This is a genomic window from Pseudomonas sp. Leaf129 (assembly GCF_001423465.1).
Classification (GTDB): domain Bacteria; phylum Pseudomonadota; class Gammaproteobacteria; order Pseudomonadales; family Pseudomonadaceae; genus Aquipseudomonas; species Aquipseudomonas coleopterorum.
In genome coordinates this window covers 1,268,800-1,286,905 of the sequence record NZ_LMOC01000001.1, presented here as the reverse complement: position 1 = coordinate 1,286,905, position 18,106 = coordinate 1,268,800, and the positions used below count along the sequence as shown (strand labels likewise).

General features: G+C 61.6%; 18 protein-coding genes. 12 read left to right on the top strand and 6 right to left on the bottom strand.

The window, feature by feature from the left end; translation table 11 throughout:
* Window positions 1-12: 12 nt before the first annotated feature.
* The 3 genes from ASF66_RS05580 to ASF66_RS23170 all read right to left on the bottom strand — a co-directional run bounded on the left by ASF66_RS05580 (window position 13) and on the right by ASF66_RS23170 (window position 4,894).
* Window positions 13-1,458 carry an ATPase domain-containing protein gene (locus tag ASF66_RS05580; protein WP_177331292.1) on the bottom strand — a complete coding sequence of 482 codons (1,446 nt, stop codon included), beginning with the start codon at window positions 1,456-1,458 and terminating at the stop codon, window positions 13-15.
* A 277-nt stretch (window positions 1,459-1,735) separates the two neighbouring features.
* Window positions 1,736-3,076, bottom strand: coding sequence for a cation:proton antiporter (locus tag ASF66_RS05575; RefSeq protein ID WP_056843057.1), 1,341 nt, complete (start codon window positions 3,074-3,076; stop codon window positions 1,736-1,738).
* A 141-nt stretch (window positions 3,077-3,217) separates the two neighbouring features.
* Window positions 3,218-4,894: an RHS repeat domain-containing protein gene (locus ASF66_RS23170; protein WP_442962745.1), complete on the bottom strand. Its 1,677-nt coding sequence runs from the start codon at window positions 4,892-4,894 to the stop codon at window positions 3,218-3,220.
* 567 nt (window positions 4,895-5,461) lie between these two features.
* Between ASF66_RS23170 and ASF66_RS23165 the strand changes: the two genes are divergently transcribed.
* The 8 genes from ASF66_RS23165 (at window position 5,462) to ASF66_RS05530 (ending at window position 13,199) form a co-directional block, all read left to right on the top strand.
* Window positions 5,462-6,040, top strand: a complete 579-nt coding sequence (locus ASF66_RS23165; RefSeq protein WP_442962744.1) for a hypothetical protein — start codon at window positions 5,462-5,464, stop codon at window positions 6,038-6,040.
* A 195-nt stretch (window positions 6,041-6,235) separates the two neighbouring features.
* Window positions 6,236-7,192 (top strand): sugar ABC transporter substrate-binding protein, encoded by a 957-nt coding sequence (locus ASF66_RS05560; RefSeq protein ID WP_056843054.1) that lies wholly within the window; start codon window positions 6,236-6,238, stop codon window positions 7,190-7,192.
* Window positions 7,193-7,262: 70 nt separating this feature from the next.
* The gene (locus tag ASF66_RS05555) at window positions 7,263-8,807 is read left to right on the top strand and encodes a sugar ABC transporter ATP-binding protein (RefSeq protein ID WP_056843053.1); all 1,545 of its coding nucleotides are present in this window, start codon (window positions 7,263-7,265) and stop codon (window positions 8,805-8,807) included.
* Window positions 8,804-9,796: an ABC transporter permease gene (locus tag ASF66_RS05550; protein ID WP_056843052.1), complete on the top strand. Its 993-nt coding sequence runs from the start codon at window positions 8,804-8,806 to the stop codon at window positions 9,794-9,796. The genes ASF66_RS05555 and ASF66_RS05550 overlap by 4 nt, the downstream gene beginning before the upstream one ends.
* 1 nt (window position 9,797) lies before the next feature.
* Window positions 9,798-10,820: a LacI family DNA-binding transcriptional regulator gene (locus ASF66_RS05545; protein ID WP_056843051.1), complete on the top strand. Its 1,023-nt coding sequence runs from the start codon at window positions 9,798-9,800 to the stop codon at window positions 10,818-10,820.
* A 12-nt stretch (window positions 10,821-10,832) separates the two neighbouring features.
* Window positions 10,833-11,750 carry a ribokinase gene (gene rbsK, locus ASF66_RS05540; protein ID WP_056843050.1) on the top strand — a complete coding sequence of 306 codons (918 nt, stop codon included), beginning with the start codon at window positions 10,833-10,835 and terminating at the stop codon, window positions 11,748-11,750.
* Entirely contained in the window at window positions 11,747-12,151 is a 405-nt protein-coding gene (gene rbsD / locus ASF66_RS05535; protein WP_056843049.1) for a D-ribose pyranase, read from the top strand. Before rbsK ends, rbsD begins: the two co-directional genes overlap by 4 nt.
* A 28-nt stretch (window positions 12,152-12,179) precedes the next feature.
* Window positions 12,180-13,199, top strand: a complete 1,020-nt coding sequence (locus ASF66_RS05530; protein WP_056843048.1) for a nucleoside hydrolase — start codon at window positions 12,180-12,182, stop codon at window positions 13,197-13,199.
* A gap of 31 nt (window positions 13,200-13,230) precedes the next feature.
* On the opposite strand, the gene ASF66_RS05525 is transcribed toward ASF66_RS05530, so the two are convergent.
* A complete protein-coding gene (locus tag ASF66_RS05525) occupies window positions 13,231-13,470 on the bottom strand; it encodes a hypothetical protein (protein WP_056843449.1) in 240 nt (79 codons plus the stop codon).
* Between the two features lie 144 nt (window positions 13,471-13,614).
* On the opposite strand from ASF66_RS05525, the gene ASF66_RS05520 reads away from it, so the two are divergent.
* Together ASF66_RS05520 and ASF66_RS05515 are read left to right on the top strand one after the other, a co-directional pair.
* A complete protein-coding gene (locus ASF66_RS05520; RefSeq protein ID WP_056843448.1) occupies window positions 13,615-13,920 on the top strand; it encodes a hypothetical protein in 306 nt (101 codons plus the stop codon).
* A gap of 149 nt (window positions 13,921-14,069) precedes the next feature.
* Window positions 14,070-14,387 carry an I78 family peptidase inhibitor gene (locus tag ASF66_RS05515; RefSeq protein WP_056843047.1) on the top strand — a complete coding sequence of 106 codons (318 nt, stop codon included), beginning with the start codon at window positions 14,070-14,072 and terminating at the stop codon, window positions 14,385-14,387.
* A 64-nt stretch (window positions 14,388-14,451) separates the two neighbouring features.
* Here ASF66_RS05515 and ASF66_RS05510 read toward each other — a convergent pair whose 3' ends face one another.
* Together ASF66_RS05510 and ASF66_RS05505 are read right to left on the bottom strand one after the other, a co-directional pair.
* Entirely contained in the window at window positions 14,452-14,664 is a 213-nt protein-coding gene (locus ASF66_RS05510) for a cold-shock protein (protein WP_032631434.1), read from the bottom strand.
* A 290-nt stretch (window positions 14,665-14,954) separates the two neighbouring features.
* Window positions 14,955-15,257 (bottom strand): hypothetical protein, encoded by a 303-nt coding sequence (locus ASF66_RS05505; protein WP_056843046.1) that lies wholly within the window; start codon window positions 15,255-15,257, stop codon window positions 14,955-14,957.
* Window positions 15,258-15,600: 343 nt separating this feature from the next.
* On the opposite strand from ASF66_RS05505, the gene thrS reads away from it, so the two are divergent.
* Both thrS and infC read left to right on the top strand, forming a co-directional pair.
* Complete coding sequence (gene thrS, locus ASF66_RS05500; protein WP_049859166.1) at window positions 15,601-17,523, top strand: threonine--tRNA ligase; 1,923 nt, start codon at window positions 15,601-15,603, stop codon at window positions 17,521-17,523.
* Window positions 17,523-18,074, top strand: coding sequence for a translation initiation factor IF-3 (gene infC / locus ASF66_RS05495; RefSeq protein WP_177327948.1), 552 nt, complete (start codon window positions 17,523-17,525; stop codon window positions 18,072-18,074). The genes thrS and infC overlap by 1 nt, the downstream gene beginning before the upstream one ends.
* Window positions 18,075-18,106: the final 32 nt, after the last annotated feature.

Here is an 18,106-nt window from a genome sequence, read left to right as displayed (position 1 = left end):
ACCCCGGCAACATCACGGATTCGATATCGTGGAGGCGCTACCTGATAACACTGCCTCTGCATTTTTGAACGCCTTTCTCAGGTCGATTCCATGACCATGGATGACCAGCTCCAATAGCGACGGATCATAAAAACTGTCTCTGACCTTAAGAATGGAAATCAGCCGCTTTAGTTCAGACTCATGTTCGACAAATCGCGTCAGCAGGATGTTGTCGACGATGCTGGAAAGATCAGGAGCCGGCGAGGTGATCTCCGGACCGAACAGGCCGCGGATTTCCCACGTGGCGAATACGGTCACGCCACGGGTGCGCAGCTCGCTCATCAAGGTGCTGAAGAACTCGGTCAGGCGCACGGTACTGGTCGCGGTGCGAGCCATGCCGCCCAGGCTGTCGATCAGCACGCGCTTGATGCCGTGAATCTCGACCTGATGCAGCAGGCGCGCACCCAGCCCGTCGAGCAGGCCTTCGGTGGTCGGCTGCCAGCACACGTGCAGGGCGCCGCTGGCCTGCAGGGTCTCGAAATCGTGGCCCAGCGATCGCGCCTTCACTTGCAGGCGGCGCTCGGATTCGTACATGCCGAACAACAGTCCGGGTTCCTCAGGGGTCGAGGCCGCCAGGAAGTTGATACCCAGGCTGGTTTTGCCGATACCCGAGGGGCCCATGACCAGGGTCACAGAGGAACGCGGCAGCCCACCACCGATAAGATTGTCCAGGTCAGGAATGCCGCTGGGCACTCGGCTCAGATCGGTGAGGTCAGGGCAGGAAGGGCGGCTGTAGAGGCTTTCCAGGCGCGGATAGACTACCAACCCGTCGTCGGTGATCTCGCACTCGTGCAGGCCGGACAGCGCGCCGCTGCCACGGGTCTTGCGCAACTGGATGCGGCGCACCGAGCGGGTGTTGAACAGTTCTTCACCCAGCTCGATGACGCCATCGACCATGGTGTGTTCGGGGCTGCCGTCGTCCAGGCGCGAACTGGTCAGGAACAGCACGGTGCACCCGGCGAACGCGGCATGTCCTTGCAACTCGGAGATGAATTTCTTGGTGTCGATCTGCGAATCGGCCTTGGAGCGGGCGTTCAGCACACCGTCGACGATCAGGATGGTTGCTTTCTGGCGACTGATTTCGCGGCGCAGCAGCTTGACCACCTCATCCAGGCCTTCGTTTTCCAGCGTGTCGAAAGCGCTGACGAACTGGATTTCATTACCGATCTTCGAAGCGTCGAAAAAGCTCAGGGTGGAGAGGTATTGGAACAGGCGCTCATGGGACTCGGCGAGCAGTGTGGCAACCAGCACGCGGCCGCCCTGACGCACGTGATTGAAGCCCAACTGATTGGCCAGGATCGTCTTGCCTGAGCCGGGACGGCCTTGCACGATGTAGGACGCACCGGCCACCAGCCCACCCTTGAGCAACAAATCGAGCCCTTCAATCCCGCTAGCGAGGCGCTTTAGCTGTTCCAATATCCGATCTGCCTGTATGGGTTATGCGCGATCGATCCCGTCTGGATGACAACGACCGATCCTTCAAATGCTGGGGATTCTATACCTTTTTGACCGAGCCGGTGCATCCGAACCGATACCCTGTAGCAGCGGCGCGAGCCGCGTCCGGCAACACCGCGAACCTCCAGGCACACCGCACGCACCGCCGACGCGGCTCGCGCCGCTGCTACAGGGATCGCGGCACGGGGTGGATCCACACCGCCGGCAGCACCGCGCCTTCCCTGACTCACGTCATCCGCCACTAAACCGGCTTTCTTCGACGCTCGTAATGTTCCAGCAGCGGCTGGGTGCTGATGCCGTGCACCAGAATGCTCAACGCCACCACCGACAGCGTCAGGCTGATGCAGACCTGTTCGACCGACTCGGGCAGTTCGTGGGCGAGGGCATAGCACAGGTAATAGATCGACCCGATCCCGCGGATGCCGAACCAGCCCAGCAACGCGCGCTGATGCCCGTCGAGCAACCGCCGGCTCACCAGCAGCCACACGCTCAATGGCCGAATCACGCAGAACAGCGCGGCCGCCAGGCCCACCGCTCGCCAATCCCAATAGGCGGACAAGGTCGCCCCCAGAATGGTGATCAGCAGTACCTCCATGGACCGTTCCACCAGATTGCCGAACACCAGGATGTCGCCCATCATCACCCCTGCGGCCAGCTGCCCGTCTTCGAGATCGTTGGGATGGGTGACGGTGCCTTCTTCGGGAGCCATGTCACGGTGCCCGCTGATCGGCTTGGCCAGATGCTCCGAAGGCACCTCGGAGTTCGACGTGCGTACCTCTGCCTGCCGCAGCCCCAGCCCTGCGGCGAACACGGCGAGAAAACCAAAGGCGCCCACGGAAGCGGCAGCAAAGTAGGACAGTGCGATCAAGGCCAGCGCCAGAAAATCGTTCGGCGAGTTGGTGCTGTCGGCATGGCGCACGCGCAGGTAGATCATCAAGTGGCCGATCGCCCGGCCCATCCCGTAACCGATCAGCAATCCGACCGGGACGCCCCACACCAGATTTTCCAGGGCCCACTGACCCAGCCAGTGGCTGTCGAGGCTGCCATGATGCAACATCAGCAAGCTCAGGATCACAAACGGAAAGGCCGTGCCGTCGTTGAGCCCGGCCTCGCCCGACAGCCCGAAGCGCACGCGGTCGAAATCCTGCGCGCTGTTCACCTGGACCATGGACGCCAGCACTGGATCGGTCGGCGCCAGCATCGCCCCGAGCAGCATGCTCACCCCCCACGACAAACCCAGGGCATAGTGCGCCACCAGGCATACGCCCAGGATCGAAACGATCATCACCGGACCTGACAGCATATAAGCCGCCCGCCACGCACTGCGGCCCAACCCCAGCCGCAGTTTGATGCCGGTACTGAACAGCGAAAACAAAACTGCCGCCTCCGCCAGGCGTTCGAGCCAGGAGGCGGTGTCCTTGAAATCGGTGGTGAACAGACCCAGCCCCATGGGACCGATGGCCACGCCGAATGCCAGGCACACCGCCGAGGTAGTCACCGGCAGCCAGCGCAGGTAAGACGCCGTCAGCGCCAGCATCAACAGCAGGACGCCCAGCACGGCCATCCACAAGATAAAACTCATCCGGCCTCTTCGGGCTCGCACCCTTGAAATGGCTACAAAATGTAACCGATTCAGCTGTGACTGTTGGTGGGGCCATTAGTTGAGTGGCAAAACGTCGCAGATAGCCAGCGCTACTGCGCTGGCAACAGACGGCGCCCGGCCTCATGGAGTGTCGGAGAAGCCGTAGCTCTTTTTGAAGCGATCCATGATCACTCCACGATTCGACGCATTCACCGTCTTCATTTGCCCCATGAGGTTTTCGCCGGTCTTGCTCACGAGAAGATCCTCGTGGGTTTTGACGATCTCACCCAGCTCTTCGGCACCATGCACCACGCCCGTCACCGTCCACGCCGCAGACAGGATCCTGAGGCCGACCTTGGCGACGGGATGAGGTACCACCGCGGCGGCTCCATCCAGGCCCGCTTTGACCGTGGCGCCCAGCGACACATTCGTGATCAGTTTGTCTTGCGCAACTTCTTTCAAATCGCCCAGTGACGCGTCCACTTCCGCAGCTTTGGTGTCGGAAAGCGTTGCCACTTCGGCAGCCCCTTTCACGGCTTTCTGGGTGTTTTTGATGGTGGCCTTGATGCTGTGAGCAACGCCGTTTACCGCGTCTGTAGCTACCGCGTTCGCCAGAGGCACTTTGTTGATCTGGGAAAGATCGCCTGTCTGGCTGAACTCGACCACAGTGGCGACACTTTCAGCGCCCTTGAGGACTGCATTGGCCCCCGGCAATTGACCATGCGCCAGATGATCCGCCGTTTGCGCGCGGCCCTTTGCACTGTTCAGAATCTGTTGCCCTGGGCTGAATTCGTCCTTCATCCGCTGGATCTTGCCGATCACCTGGTCTGCCCGCCGGTCGCCCATGGAGCCGCTCGTCGAAGCGTCGCCAGGCTGTGCTGGCGCCTGGGACTGTCGGTCCTTGTGCTTATAGGCCTCGTAGCCGATCCCGGCTGCACCGATCCCGCCTTTCACGACGATCCGCAGCATACGACCGTCGTCGTCCACTGCTGACAGCGGTGAGTTGCGGACCATGGCGTACAGGTTCAGACCATCCACAGCGCCCGCCGGGTCGGCGCTGAGCCAGCGTCCGGTCCATGGCTGGTAATAGCGGTAGCCGTAATAGTAGAGGCCGGTGTTGTCGCGTTCCTTTCCCGAGTAGCGGAGAGTCTTGTAACTGGCCTCGGTCTGATTGCGGCAGGCCCACACAGAGGTGGTACCGAACGGGAAGAATTCCTCGCGGCTGATGACACAGCCGTCGCCATCTATTTCCAAGCCATGACTGCCCAGCAGGTCGGTGTAGCTGTAGCGCAACTGATCGTTGGCCAGACCCTCTGGGCTGCCCTGAGGCCAGTGCAGCACGCGAATGTGCTCGGTCACATTGATGCAGTGCAAAGCATGGCTGTCGTGCTGCTGCAACTCCAGACCCGGTAAATAGCGAGTACTGCCGTGAGCATGAGTCTTGCGCAGCCGCTGGTGATGCTGGCCGTAAAGGTAATGCTCGCTACCTGCTGCGTCTCGCGTGACACTGCCCAGTTGCATGCGACTGTTCCAGGCAGCGCGTTGAGCTCCGTCCACCGCTCGCTGCTGGCCAGCGGCATCGAAGTGGCTATCGATCAATGCGGGGTCGTCGCAAAGGTCGCTCAGGAGGGTCCGGTTGCTCCGCGCGGAGGCTGTAAGCCTGATCGTGTAGCCGGTGCTGGTAGCCGGGACGGTGTGCCGAATGTTCAGCAGGTTACCGGACTGGTCGTATGTGTAGCGGCGTTGATAGAGGGTGTAGGCATGGGTGTCGACAGGCAGCGCATGGAGCAGGCTATCAGGTCGGCCGAGTGCAGCCATTTGACGCCCGCTGGCCAGTATCAGCTGCGATAGCGAGTCGTACTGGTAGTCCTGTTGTGGCTCTATTTTCTGGTTGCGCCAGAATCGCGTCTGCTCGGCATGGTCGCGTACCTGGGTCACCAATCCGACAGGGTCGTACTGGTAACGCAAATCCTGCAAAACCCGACGGTCGTGCAGGCGGGTGGTTTTCCTGCCGACCAGCCTCAGGGTGTCGGGTGCGTAGGTATGGTGGGTGACCAACCCGTTGGCATCATGCTCCATCAGCCTCTGGCCGTTGGCGTCGTAGCTGACATCCAGTACCACAGGCGTTTCGGTGCTGCCCATGGGGGTGACCCAGCTGGCCCGATACTGCCCACAGCGATCAAAACCATGGCGTTGACGATGCCCCTTGGCATCCTCACTGGCCACGATCGCGCCGCACGTATCGACAATCACCGAACTGCTCGAACATTCTGGCTCCAGGCATCTTGCCCAAGCCAAGGGGTCGTCACCAGACCAGTCGCTTTCCTCATGGCCTTGCAGCAGCTGCAAGCACTCGCTGGTGATTGAACCGAGCAAGCTACGGCTTTGGACAACATTCTTGCCGGCGCCGTCGAAACGTGTGTGACAGTACCCGGCAAGGTTGCGCTCTCGCACCCATGGCTGGCCATCAGCCCATTGCCAGCGCTCGGCTGTCCGCGTGGCTCCGTCGGTTCCCAGCGCTGTGATCGACAAGAGTCGCCCAGGCAGTGGCGCAGCCTCGTAGTGCCGGCTCTGCTCGACACCATTGGCGAGCCATGTCACCGCCTCACGCCCGCAGGCGTCGTGCAAGTTCACAGTGGTGCCGGCGTCGACACTACGGCTGCGCAGGCAGCGACCTCCCAGGCTGTAACGTTGTTGCAGATTGGGCTCGATGTCGGGTTGCTCGGACCGGGCCGCATGCAGGCGAGGGTCTATGCTACAGACACGCTGCCCACCGGCGTTGTAATCATGGCGGGTAATACGTGCCTGCGCGAAACCGGGTTGATCTCTGTGGTACACGACATCGCGCCGCGCAAGTGCACGGCCGTCGACAACGTGCAGCCTGGGGGTTGCAGTGTGAAGGGCAAGGGCTTCGTGGTTAGTCATGGCAATCTTGTTGGGCTCGGCCCGAGGATGAATGGATGACTGACTTTGTATCGTGATGCGGAGCTGTCTCGCACCTGCAGGGCGGTGTTGTGGCGAGCGCTACAGATGCTTGGGTGGAGGCATCTCCACGAGATTGACAAAGGACTGATGCATGGCCATAGTTTCCAGTACGCAAACGTTTGCGAATAACCGCGAACCGTTGCTCGAAAACAATCATAAGATCGGAGTAACCCCATGAAGCTGCCCTTCGCTGGACGCCTGCTCGCTGTCTCCCTGATGGCTGCCATCGGCACCATCGTCCCACTGCAATCCTCCTTCGCCGACACCCAGAAACCCAAGGTCGCGCTGGTCATGAAATCCCTGGCCAACGAATTCTTCCTGACCATGGAAGACGGCGCCAAGAGCTACCAGAAAGAACACGCTGCCGATTTCGATCTGGTGTCCAATGGCATCAAGGACGAGTCCGACACCGCCAATCAGATTCGCATCGTCGAGCAGATGATCGTGGCCAAGGTCGATGCACTGGTCATCGCCCCGGCAGACTCCAAGGCCCTGGTGCCGATCATCAAGAAGGCCATGGATGCCGGCATCAAAGTCGTCAACATCGACAACCAGCTGGATGCCGGCGTACTCAAAAGCAAAGGCATCCAGGTGCCGTTCGTGGGTCCCGACAACCGCAAGGGCGCCAAGCTGGTCGGCGACTACCTGGCCAAGCAACTCACTGCCGGTGACCAGGTCGGCATCATCGAAGGCGTACCGACCACCACCAACGCACAGATGCGCACGGCCGGTTTCAAGGACGCCATGGAAGCGGCGCAGATGAAGATCGTCTCCGTGCAGTCGGGCAACTGGGAAATCGACAAGGGCAATGCCGTCGCTTCCGCGATGCTCAATGAATACCCCGACCTCAAGGCCCTGCTGGCCGGCAACGACAGCATGGCGCTCGGTGCGGTCTCCGCGGTGCGTGCCGCGGGCAAGGCGGGCAAGGTCCAGGTGGTGGGCTACGACAACATCAATGCCATCAAGCCAATGCTCAAGGACGGTCGCGTACTGGCCACGGCCGACCAGTTCGCCGCCCGCCAGGCGGTGTTCGGCATCCAGAGTGCATTGGGCATGATCAAGGGCGACAAACTCGACGTCGACGCCAACGGCGTGATCCAGACCCCGGTCGAGCTCGTCACCAAGCCTTGATGCAGAGCGTCTCGCGGCAGGCCTGGGCATTGCCTCGGCCTGCTGTCGGCAGGCGCGTCTGGAGAACCCTATGACATCCAATGTTGTACTGTCGGTCAGTGGCATCGGCAAGACCTATGCCCAGCCCGTGCTGTGGGATATCGACCTTGAGCTGCACCGCGGCGAAGTGCTGGCCCTGACCGGCGAGAACGGCGCGGGCAAGAGCACCCTGTCGAAGATAATCGGTGGCCTGGAAGCGCCAACCACCGGCCAGATGCAGTTCCAGGGCCAGGCCTGGCTGCCCGGCAGCCGTACCGCAGCCGAGCGTGGCGGGGTGCGCATGGTCATGCAGGAGCTCAACCTGTTGCCGACGCTGACCGTTGCGGAAAATCTGTTTCTTCACGATCTGCCCAGCCGCGGTGGCTGGATCGATCGTCGGCGCCTGCGCGAGCAGGCTCGCCAGGCCATGGCTCAGGTGGGCCTCGACGCCATCGACCCGGATACGTTGGTGAGCGACCTGGGCATCGGTCATCAGCAAATGGTCGAGATCGCCCGCAACCTGATCGGCGACTGCCGGGTGCTGGTCCTCGACGAACCCACCGCAATGCTCACCGCGCGCGAGGTCGACATGCTGTTCGCGCAGATTCTTCGGTTGCGCGAACGCGGCGTGTCGATCATCTATATTTCCCATCGCCTCGAAGAACTGGCCCAGGTCGCGCAACGCATCGCCGTGCTGCGCGACGGGCGCCTGGTGTGTGTCGAGCCGATGGCGCGCTACGACAGTGAGCAACTGGTCAACCTCATGGTGGGCCGCGAACTGGGCGAACGCATCGACCTGGGTGAGCGACGCATTGGCCCGCCCATGTTCCAGGTGCAAGGCATGAGCCGCGGCGACAAGGTCAAGGACGTGTCCTTCGAGGTGCGTCAGGGCGAGATCTTCGGCATTTCCGGATTGATCGGGGCAGGGCGCACCGAACTGCTGCGGCTGATCTTCGGCGCCGACGCCAGCGATGCCGGTACCGTTGCGATTGGCCAGCCACCCAGGCCTGTCACCATCCGCAGTCCCGCCGATGCCGTGGCCCATGGCATCGCCTTGATCACCGAAGACCGCAAGGGCGAAGGCCTGCTGTTGTCGCAATCGATCAGCGCCAATATCGCCCTGGGCAACATGCCGGCGATTTCCGCCGCGGGTGTCGTCGACAACCAGGCCGAACGGGCCTTGGCCCAGCGCCAGATCGAGGCCATGCGCATCCGCAGCTCCAGCCCGGCACAAACCGTGGCCGAGCTCTCGGGCGGCAACCAGCAGAAGGTGGTGATCGGCCGCTGGCTGGAGCGCGACTGCAACGTGCTGCTGTTCGACGAGCCGACTCGTGGCATAGACGTCGGTGCCAAGTTCGACATCTATGCCCTGCTGGGCGAACTGACCCGTCAGGGCAAGGCGCTGGTCGTGGTCTCCAGCGACCTGCGCGAGCTGATGCTGATCTGCGACCGCATCGCGGTGCTCTCGGCCGGCCGTCTGATCGACACTTTCGAGCGCGAACACTGGAGCCAGGATGAACTGCTGGCCGCCGCGTTCGCCGGTTATCAAAAACGCGATGCGCTGCTGGCCGAGCCTGCAGCAAGGATCCCTGAATGAAAACTTCCACGCTGCCCAAAGCCACGCCTGGCGCCAAACCCAGCGGCACCTACCTGGGCCTGGGTACCTACCTGGGCCTGGCCGGCGCCTTGCTGGCCATGATCGTGCTGTTCTCCGTGCTCAGCAGTCACTTTCTCTCGTACAGCACCTTCAGCACCATCGCCAACCAGATCCCCGACCTGATGGTTCTGGCCGTTGGCATGACCTTCGTACTGATCATCGGCGGCATCGACCTGTCGGTAGGCTCGGTGCTGGCACTGGCCGCTTCGGCAGTCAGCGTGGCGATCCTCGGCTGGGGTTGGAGTGTATTGCCCGCCGCACTGTTGGGCATGGGCTGCGCGGCGCTCGCCGGCACCATCACCGGTTCGATCACCGTGGCCTGGCGCATCCCGTCGTTCATCGTCTCCCTGGGCGTGCTGGAGATGGCCCGCGGGGTGGCCTACCAGATGACCGATTCGCGTACCGCCTACATCGGTGACGCCTTCGCCTGGCTGTCCGACCCTGTGGCCTTCGGCATCGCGCCTTCGTTCCTGATCGCGCTGGGGGTGATCGTCATCGCCCACCTGACCCTGACCCGCACGGTCTTCGGCCGCTACCTGATCGGCATCGGCACCAACGAAGAAGCGGTGCGCCTGGCGGGGATCAATCCCAAGCCCTACAAGGTGCTGGTTTTCTCCCTCATGGGTCTGCTGGCGGGCGTGGCTGCGCTGTTCCAGATTTCCCGCCTCGAGGCGGCCGATCCCAACGCCGGTGCCGGTCTGGAACTGCAGGTGATCGCTGCGGTGGTCATCGGTGGGACCAGCCTGATGGGCGGGCGCGGGTCGGTCATCAGCACTTTCTTCGGCGTGCTGATCATTTCCGTACTCGCTGCCGGTCTGGCGCAGATCGGTGCCAGCGAACCGACCAAGCGCATCATCACCGGCGCCGTGATCGTCATCGCCGTGGTCCTGGACACCTACCGCAGTCAACGCGCGCGCAAGCGGAGCTAGCATGGCGACCATCAAGGATGTGGCGGCGCGGGCGGGGATTTCCTACACCACGGTTTCCCATGTGGTGAACAACAGCCGCCCGGTCAGCGCGCACGTGCGGCGTAAGGTCGAGTCGGCGATCGCCGAACTCAACTATGTACCCAGCGCCGTGGCCCGCTCGCTGAAGGCGCGCAGCACGGCGACCATCGGCTTGCTGGTGCCCAACAGCGTCAACCCGTATTTTGCCGAACTGGCGCGGGGTATCGAGGACTGCTGCGAGCGCAATGGCTACTGCGTGATCCTGTGCAACTCGGATGACGATCCGCAGAAGCAGCGTAACTACCTGCGTGTGTTGCTGGAAAAGCGCGTCGACGGCATCGTGTTCGCGTCCGTCGGTGGCGATGCCGCGCTGACCGATATGCTGGCGGCGGTGCGCACGCCCATGGTCATCGTCGACCGCGGCTTGCACGAGGTGACGGCCGATCTGGTGTGCATCGACCACGAGCAGGGCGGCTACCTGGCCACCCTGCACCTGCTGGAACTGGGCCATCGCGCCATTGCCTGCATCAGCGGGCCTGCGCATACCCATGTGGCGCAATTGCGGATGGACGGCTACCATCGCGCGCTCGCCGAGTACGGTCTACAGCCCGCGAAAGGTCATGTCCTGCACAGCGACTTCACCAGCCCGGGCGGCTACCGGGCGGCGGTGCAATTGCTGGCGGGCGAGCGGCCCACGGCGATTTTCGCCGCCAACGACATGATCGGTCTGGGCGTACTGCGCGCAGCCGCCGAACAGGGAATCCGCGTGCCCGAGCAGCTATCGGTCATCGGCTTCGACGACATCCAGCTCAGCCGCTACGTCTACCCGGCCCTGACCACCGTGGGCCAGCGTATCGGCGAGCTGGGCGAGAGCGCCGCCGAGCGGCTCCTGGCCCGGATCGCTGGCGCCGCCGGCACAGCCGCCACGCAACACATCATCGCGCCACAGATCGTGGTGCGCGAGTCCACGGCGCGATACGCCGGTCTTCCCCATGAATTGCGCTGAGAGTGGCAAACGATGCAAGCGAACGTATTGATAATAGGCAGTCTGAACATGGACCTGGTGGCACAGGCCGAACGTTTGCCGCGTGCGGGAGAAACGCTGCTGGGCCAGTCCTTTGCAACGGTCCCAGGCGGCAAGGGCGCCAATCAGGCGGTGGCGGCAGCGCGCCTGGGTGGCCAGGTCGCAATGATCGGCTGTGTGGGAGCCGACGCCTATGGTCAGGCATTGCGACAGGCGCTGGTCGATGAGGGCATCGATTGCCAGGGCGTGCGGGAGGCCGAGGACGTGGCAACCGGGATCGCCATGATCGTGGTCGATGCCAGCAGCCAGAATGCGATCGTCATCGTGGCAGGTGGCAATGGCCAACTCGAATCCACCGACATCGAGCGCTTCGATAGCCTTCTGCAGGCCGCCGACGTGGTGGTATGCCAGCTGGAAATTCCCTACCCGGTGGTCGCTTTCGCCCTGCAACGCGCTCACGAAGCGGGAAAGACCGTCATTCTCAACCCCGCGCCGGTGACCGGACCCTTGCCGTCGCAGTGGCTGGGCTGGATCGACTACCTGATCCCCAACGAAACCGAAGCACAGGCCATGACCGGGCTTGCGGTGAATTCGGTTGCCGAGGCAGAGCAGGCCGCCAGCCTTCTGCGCGAGGCCGGTGCAGGCAAGATCATCGTCACCCTGGGCGAGCGCGGCGTCTTGTTTGCCGAGGGCGTGCAGTCCCGGCACTCTCCTGGCCGCAAGGTGCAGGCCGTGGATACCACGGCGGCGGGCGACACCTTCGTCGGTGGCTTTGCCGCGGCCCTGGCCCGCGGCCTGGACGAGTCCCAGGCCATTGCCTTCGGTCAGGCCGCTGCGGCGCTGTCGGTCACCCGCGCCGGTGCGCAGCCTTCCATTCCAACCCTGGCGCAGGTCGAGCAGGTGCTATCGTGAAAAAGACTGCATTGCTGAACATTTCCCTGTCACAGTTGGTCGCCTCGCTGGGTCATGGCGACATCGTCGTGATCGGCGATGCGGGCCTGCCGGTGCCACCGGGCGTGCCCTTGATCGACCTGGCCCTCACGCCGGGCATTCCCAGCTTCGTCAGCACACTGGAGGTGCTGCTCAGCGAAATGCAGGTGGAAAGCCACGTGATCGCCGAGGAGATGCTTCAGGTACTGCCCCCGGCATCGACCAGGATCCAGCAGTTGCATGATCAAGGCGCACTGGGCGTGCGCCAGATGGTCAGCCATGCGCGTTTCAAGGAACTGTCAAAAAGCGCCCGCGCTATCGTGCGGACCGGCGAATGCCAGCCCTACAGCAACATTGCCCTGCTGGCGGGTGTTACTTTCTAGATTCATCAATGAGCACAAGGAGTGTGATATGCAACGTTTTTTCCTGACCCTGATCCGAGGATTTTCGCTGATGGCCTTGCTGACCAGCGCCACCGCCATGGCGGCCGACAAGATCGATCTGATCATCGATACCGATCCGGGTGCCGATGACTTCGTCGCCTTGCTGCTGGCCCTGTCCTCACCTGAGCAGATCAACGTTCGTGCGCTCACTACCGTGGCCGGCAACGTGCGCCTGGACAAGACCTCGCGCAACGCCCGCCTGGCTCGTGAATGGGCAGGCCGCGAGGACGTACCGGTGTATGCCGGCGCGCCCAAGCCGCTGGTCCGCGAGCCCATCTATGCCGCCAATGTGCACGGCGAGGAGGGCGTGCCGGGCATCGTCGTCCAAGAGCCGGCCAAGGGCCTTGCCGAAGGCAGTGCGGTGCAATACCTGATCGACACCCTCAGCCATGCCGAACCCCACAGCATCACCCTGGCCATGCTGGGGCCACAGACCAACCTGGCGCTGGCGTTGATCCAGGCCCCTGGCATTACCCAGGGCATCAAGGAAGTGATCGTCATGGGCGGCGCCCACTTCAATGGCGGCAACATCACGCCGGCAGCGGAATTCAACCTGTTCGCCGATCCGCACGCCGCTCAGGTCGTGCTGGCGAGCGGGGTGAAGCTCACCTACGTGCCGCTCGACGTCACCCACAAGATCCTCACCAGTCCGGCACGTCTGCAGCAACTGGCTGCGTTGTCGAACAAGGCGGGTCCTCGGGTGGTGGATATCCTCCAGGCATACGTCAAGGCCGATATGGAGCACTACGGATTGCCAGGCGGCCCGGTGCACGATGCCAGCGTGATTGCCTACCTGTTGGCGCCGGAGCTGTTCAGCGGTCGCCAAGTCAACCTGACCATCGACAGCCGCGAAGGCCCTACCTTCGGTCAGACCGTGGCCGACTGGTACGGCACCCTCAAGCAACCCACGAATGTATTCTGGGTAAACGACGGCAACGCGCAAGGGTTCTTCGATCTGCTGACGCAACGGCTGCAGCGTCTGCCTTGATCTGTCGAGCCCATGACGGGCTCTTGGTAAGCTATGGCGCGGGTGCGTTCTTGAGTGGATGGCCCACGCTGTTGACCGACGCTGTCCCATGCTCGTGAGCGTAGCGCTCGAACACCTGTAGGACGAAGCTGCGCGCCGCGTCGGTGCCCAGTGCCTTGACCAGCACGTCGACCCCGATGATCGCCAGTTCTTCAGGCGTGCCGGGACTGAAAGAGCTCTGGCCCTGAGGCCACTGGACCTTGATGTCCGCCTTGATCGATACGTTTGCCATGTTGCTCTCGCCAACGGTCATAAGCGAACGACGTTCGCTCCACGTGATCCAGTAAAGCATTTTCGTCCACGCTTTACACCGGCCCTTGGGCAGATGGCCGGCCTCGTGCCAAACTTGGGGCCAATCTTCTGCATGGAGGCTCATGTGCACATCGATCTCAAGCAGCCTGACTCGCTGACTCCCGAGGCGGTCCGCGCGCTCATTGCGTCAGGAAATCCAGCCGTCCATAACCAGCTACGCGTCACCCGCGACGGTATCGCTTTCCTTTCCACCCAAGCGATCGGTGGCATGGACGTGCAGGGACTGTGTTTCCGTCTCGAGACCTGGTCTGCCGGATCGGGCTACGTGGGTCCGGCTGCCGCCGAGGACGCCGAATGGATCCAGCAGATCCATACCGCGTTGCGGACTCACTGGCCGGTGCCCCGATCCGATTACATCGATCTGTACTGACTGCGATGTCACCACACATCCCGTGACGAATTCGCTGGCGCTCGGTTACGGTGCCTTGGGGCAGACTTGCCCAGTGTGCAACCAATCCAGTTGCAGGCGGTCGCACAACCTTGACTATTCGAAAACCTACTGAAAAAAGAGGAGGCTGCATGCCTTTCCCGCGCAAGACCCTGTTGATCCTGATGGCCGCCCTGGCCGCCAGCGGCTGCTCTACCTCAGAAACGTCGACCAAGTCGTCTGCCGCCGCTGCACCGGCATTCGACGGACGCTGCAACGCCGATGGCGCACGCTACACCGTTGGCAAGTCGGCTTCCGCCGACCTGCTCGAAGAGGCCAGGGTCAAGGCAGGCGCCCAGGTTGCCCGGATACTGCGTCCCCATGACATGGTCACCTTGGAGTACCGTTCCGACCGGCTCAATCTGAACGCCGACGACAGCGGTCAGATCACTCGCGTCAACTGCGGCTGAACGCGGCACGAATCGCAGGCGAAAAAAAACCCGTCACATGGACGGGTTTTTTCAGCTGCCGAGATTACTCTGGGCGAACTTGAGCAGCTTGCATGCCCTTTTGGCCTTTCTCAGCCACGAACGAAACGGTCTGGCCTTCTTTCAGGCTTTTGAAACCGTCGGATTCGATAGCTTTGAAGTGTACGAACAGGTCGTCACCGCCACCTTGAGGAGTGATGAAGCCGAAGCCTTTCTCATCGTTGAACCATTTTACGGTGCCGGACTGGCGATTAGACATGGTGAATCTCCAAGAAACATAATATTCAGTAGTGCTGTGCTGCTCAGGCCAACTGGGCACACGGTCCCTATCATAGTCCAAAAGCTGGACTGTGAACCCCCTTTGATTGGGGCAGGAAGCCAAGGTTGTCGCCTTTTGACCTGTCCGAAGCGGCTAAACCCCTTATTTTGTTAGGGTTTGCACCTGAAAATTCTTTTAAAAAAAACCGCATTCCGTCGCAAATAAATCGATCGTCTGCTGTTATCAGGCCTGAAGAACCCCCGAAGTGCTCTTCAGGTGAGGTAACGGGGTTACTGGTTCTTGCAAACCAGCACTTCCTTCATCAGCTTCTGGCGCAGCGCCATCGGTGGTTCGACCTGCTTGTTGGTCAACTGGTCGATCTCGGCTTGGGTGAATTTGTCCTCGATCACTTTTGCACCACAGCTGCAGTGTGCCTGTGCCTTGGCAGCATCGACGCCTTGCTGCACGGCTGCAGCCTGGCATTGAGCGGTGTATTCGGCCTTGGCGTCGGCGGACAGCGCGGCAGCCTGGGCCGCGAATGGAAGCATCAGGGCCAGGCAGGCACTCAGGGGAAGAAATCGTTTGAGACCCATAATGAATAGCTCCTTGTTTTCAGGCGGTTTGGACTCACCACATCTGAGGGGTGGAACGGGCCGCAAGTTCAGCGACCCGGTGAGTTGCCACATCGCACGCATGACGCACCAATTCGACGCACCTTGTGTGCTAGGATGTTCGGCCTTGCGTTCGGCACTGCCTTGTTCGGTAGCGCCAAGCGCGGGATTCACCTTTTTCGATTGCTCCAGTCACTCTGGTTCGTATTCCGGTCGGCCGCAAGGCTCCTGCTAACGTAAGGCGGGCATACCGGGCGAATCGCGTACTGGCTCATCCCAACCCATGTGACCTTTGGTAGGGGTCACCACTAGGAGAGGAGGCGCCATGCCCACCATCACTCTTCCCGACGGCAGTCAGCGTTCGTTCGATCACCCGGTTTCCGTTGCCGAGGTCGCCGCATCCATCGGCGCCGGCCTGGCCAAGGCCACCGTGGCCGGCAAGGTCAACGGCCAACTGGTCGACGCCTGTGACCTGATCACCGCCGACGCCACCTTGCAGATCATCACGCCCAAGGACGAAGAGGGGCTGGAAATCATCCGTCACTCCTGCGCCCACCTGGTCGGTCATGCCGTCAAGCAGCTGTACCCAACCGCGCGGATGGTGATCGGCCCGGTCATCGAAGAAGGCTTCTATTACGACATCGCCTACGAGCGGCCCTTCACGCCGGACGACATGGCGGCGATCGAGCAGCGCATGCAGCAGTTGATCGACACCGAGTACGACGTGATCAAGAAAGTCACGCCGCGTGCCGAAGTCATCGACGTGTTCACCGCTCGCGGCGAAGACTACAAGCTGCGTCTTGTCGAAGACATGCCGGATGAACAGGCCATGGGCCTGTACTATCACGAAGAATACGTCGACATGTGCCGCGGTCCGCACGTGCCGAACACCCGTTTTCTCAAGTCCTTCAAGCTGACCAAGCTGTCCGGTGCCTACTGGCGCGGCGATGCCAAGAACGAGCAGTTGCAGCGCGTGTATGGCACTGCCTGGGCGGACAAGAAGCAGCTGGCCGCCTACGTCAAGCGTATCGAGGAAGCCGAGAAGCGCGATCACCGCAAGATCGGCAAGCGCCTGGGCCTGTTCCATCTTCAAGAAGAAGCGCCGGGCATGGTCTTCTGGCACCCCAACGGCTGGACCGTCTACCAAGTGCTTGAACAGTACATGCGCAAGATCCAGCGCGAGAACGGCTACCTGGAAATCAAGACGCCACAGGTGGTCGATCGCAGCCTCTGGGAGAAATCCGGGCACTGGGCCAACTACGCCGAGAACATGTTCACCACCGAGTCGGAAAATCGCGACTACGCCATCAAGCCGATGAACTGCCCCTGCCACGTGCAGGTGTTCAATCAAGGCCTGAAGAGCTACCGCGAGCTGCCGCTGCGCCTGGCCGAGTTCGGCGCCTGCCACCGCAACGAGCCTTCCGGCGCGCTGCACGGCATCATGCGCGTGCGCGGCTTCGTTCAGGACGACGCGCACATCTTCTGTACCGAAGAGCAGATGCAATCCGAATCGGCGGCTTTCATCAAGCTGACCATGGACGTCTATGCCGATTTCGGCTTCAAGGACATCCAGCTCAAGCTGTCCACGCGTCCCGAGAAGCGAGTCGGCTCCGACGAGCTGTGGGATCGCGCCGAGTCGGCCTTGGCAGCAGCGCTCGATGCCGCTGGCCTGCCTTATGACCTGCAGCCGGGCGAGGGCGCCTTCTACGGTCCCAAGATCGAGTTTTCGCTGAAGGATTGTCTGGGTCGCGTCTGGCAATGCGGTACACTGCAGCTCGATTTCAACCTGCCGATCCGTCTGAGTGCCGAATACGTCACCGAAGACAACGGACGCAAGCATCCCGTGATGCTGCACCGCGCGATCCTGGGTTCGTTCGAGCGATTCGTCGGTATCCTGATCGAGCACTACGAGGGCGCATTCCCGGCCTGGCTGGCGCCTGTGCAGGCCGTGGTGATGAATATCACTGATAAACAAGCGGATTTCGTGCAGCTCGTCGAAAAAAATCTGACGGAAAGCGGGTTTCGTGCCAAGTCCGACTTGAGAAATGAAAAGATCGGCTTTAAAATCCGTGAGCATACTTTGCTCAAGGTTCCTTATCTCCTGGTCATCGGGGACAAGGAAGTTGAAACGCAAACTGTCGCTGTGCGTACCCGTGAAGGTGCTGACCTGGGCTCCATGCCCATCGCCCAATTCACCGAGTACCTGGCACAAGCGGTATCCCGGCGTGGTCGCCCAGATTCGGAGTAATTATTATTAAGCGTGAAATGAGACAAGATAAACGAGCTGCACCGAAAGCCCCGATCAACGAGAATATCTCGGCACGCGAGGTTCGGTTAATTGGCGCTGACGGCGAGCAGATTGGCATCGTCTCTATCGATGAAGCGCTTCGTATCGCTGAAGAAGCGAAGCTGGACCTGGTGGAAATCTCCGCCGATGCCATCCCGCCCGTATGCCGGGTGATGGACTACGGCAAATCGATCTTCGAGAAGAAGAAGCAGGTTGCCGCGGCGAAGAAGAATCAGAAGCAGGTTCAGGTAAAAGAAATCAAGTTTCGTCCAGGGACGGAAGAAGGGGATTACCAGGTAAAACTCCGCAACCTGGTACGTTTCCTGAGTGATGGGGACAGGGCCAAGGTATCCTTGCGATTCCGCGGCCGTGAGATGGCGCATCAGGAGCTGGGCATGGAGCTGTTGAAGCGGGTCGAAGGTGACCTGCTTGAATACGGCTCCGTTGAACAGCATCCGAAGATGGAAGGACGCCAACTGATTATGGTCATCGCCCCCAAGAAAAAGAAGTAACCACCAGGGCACGGCAGGCCTTGCGGTTATGT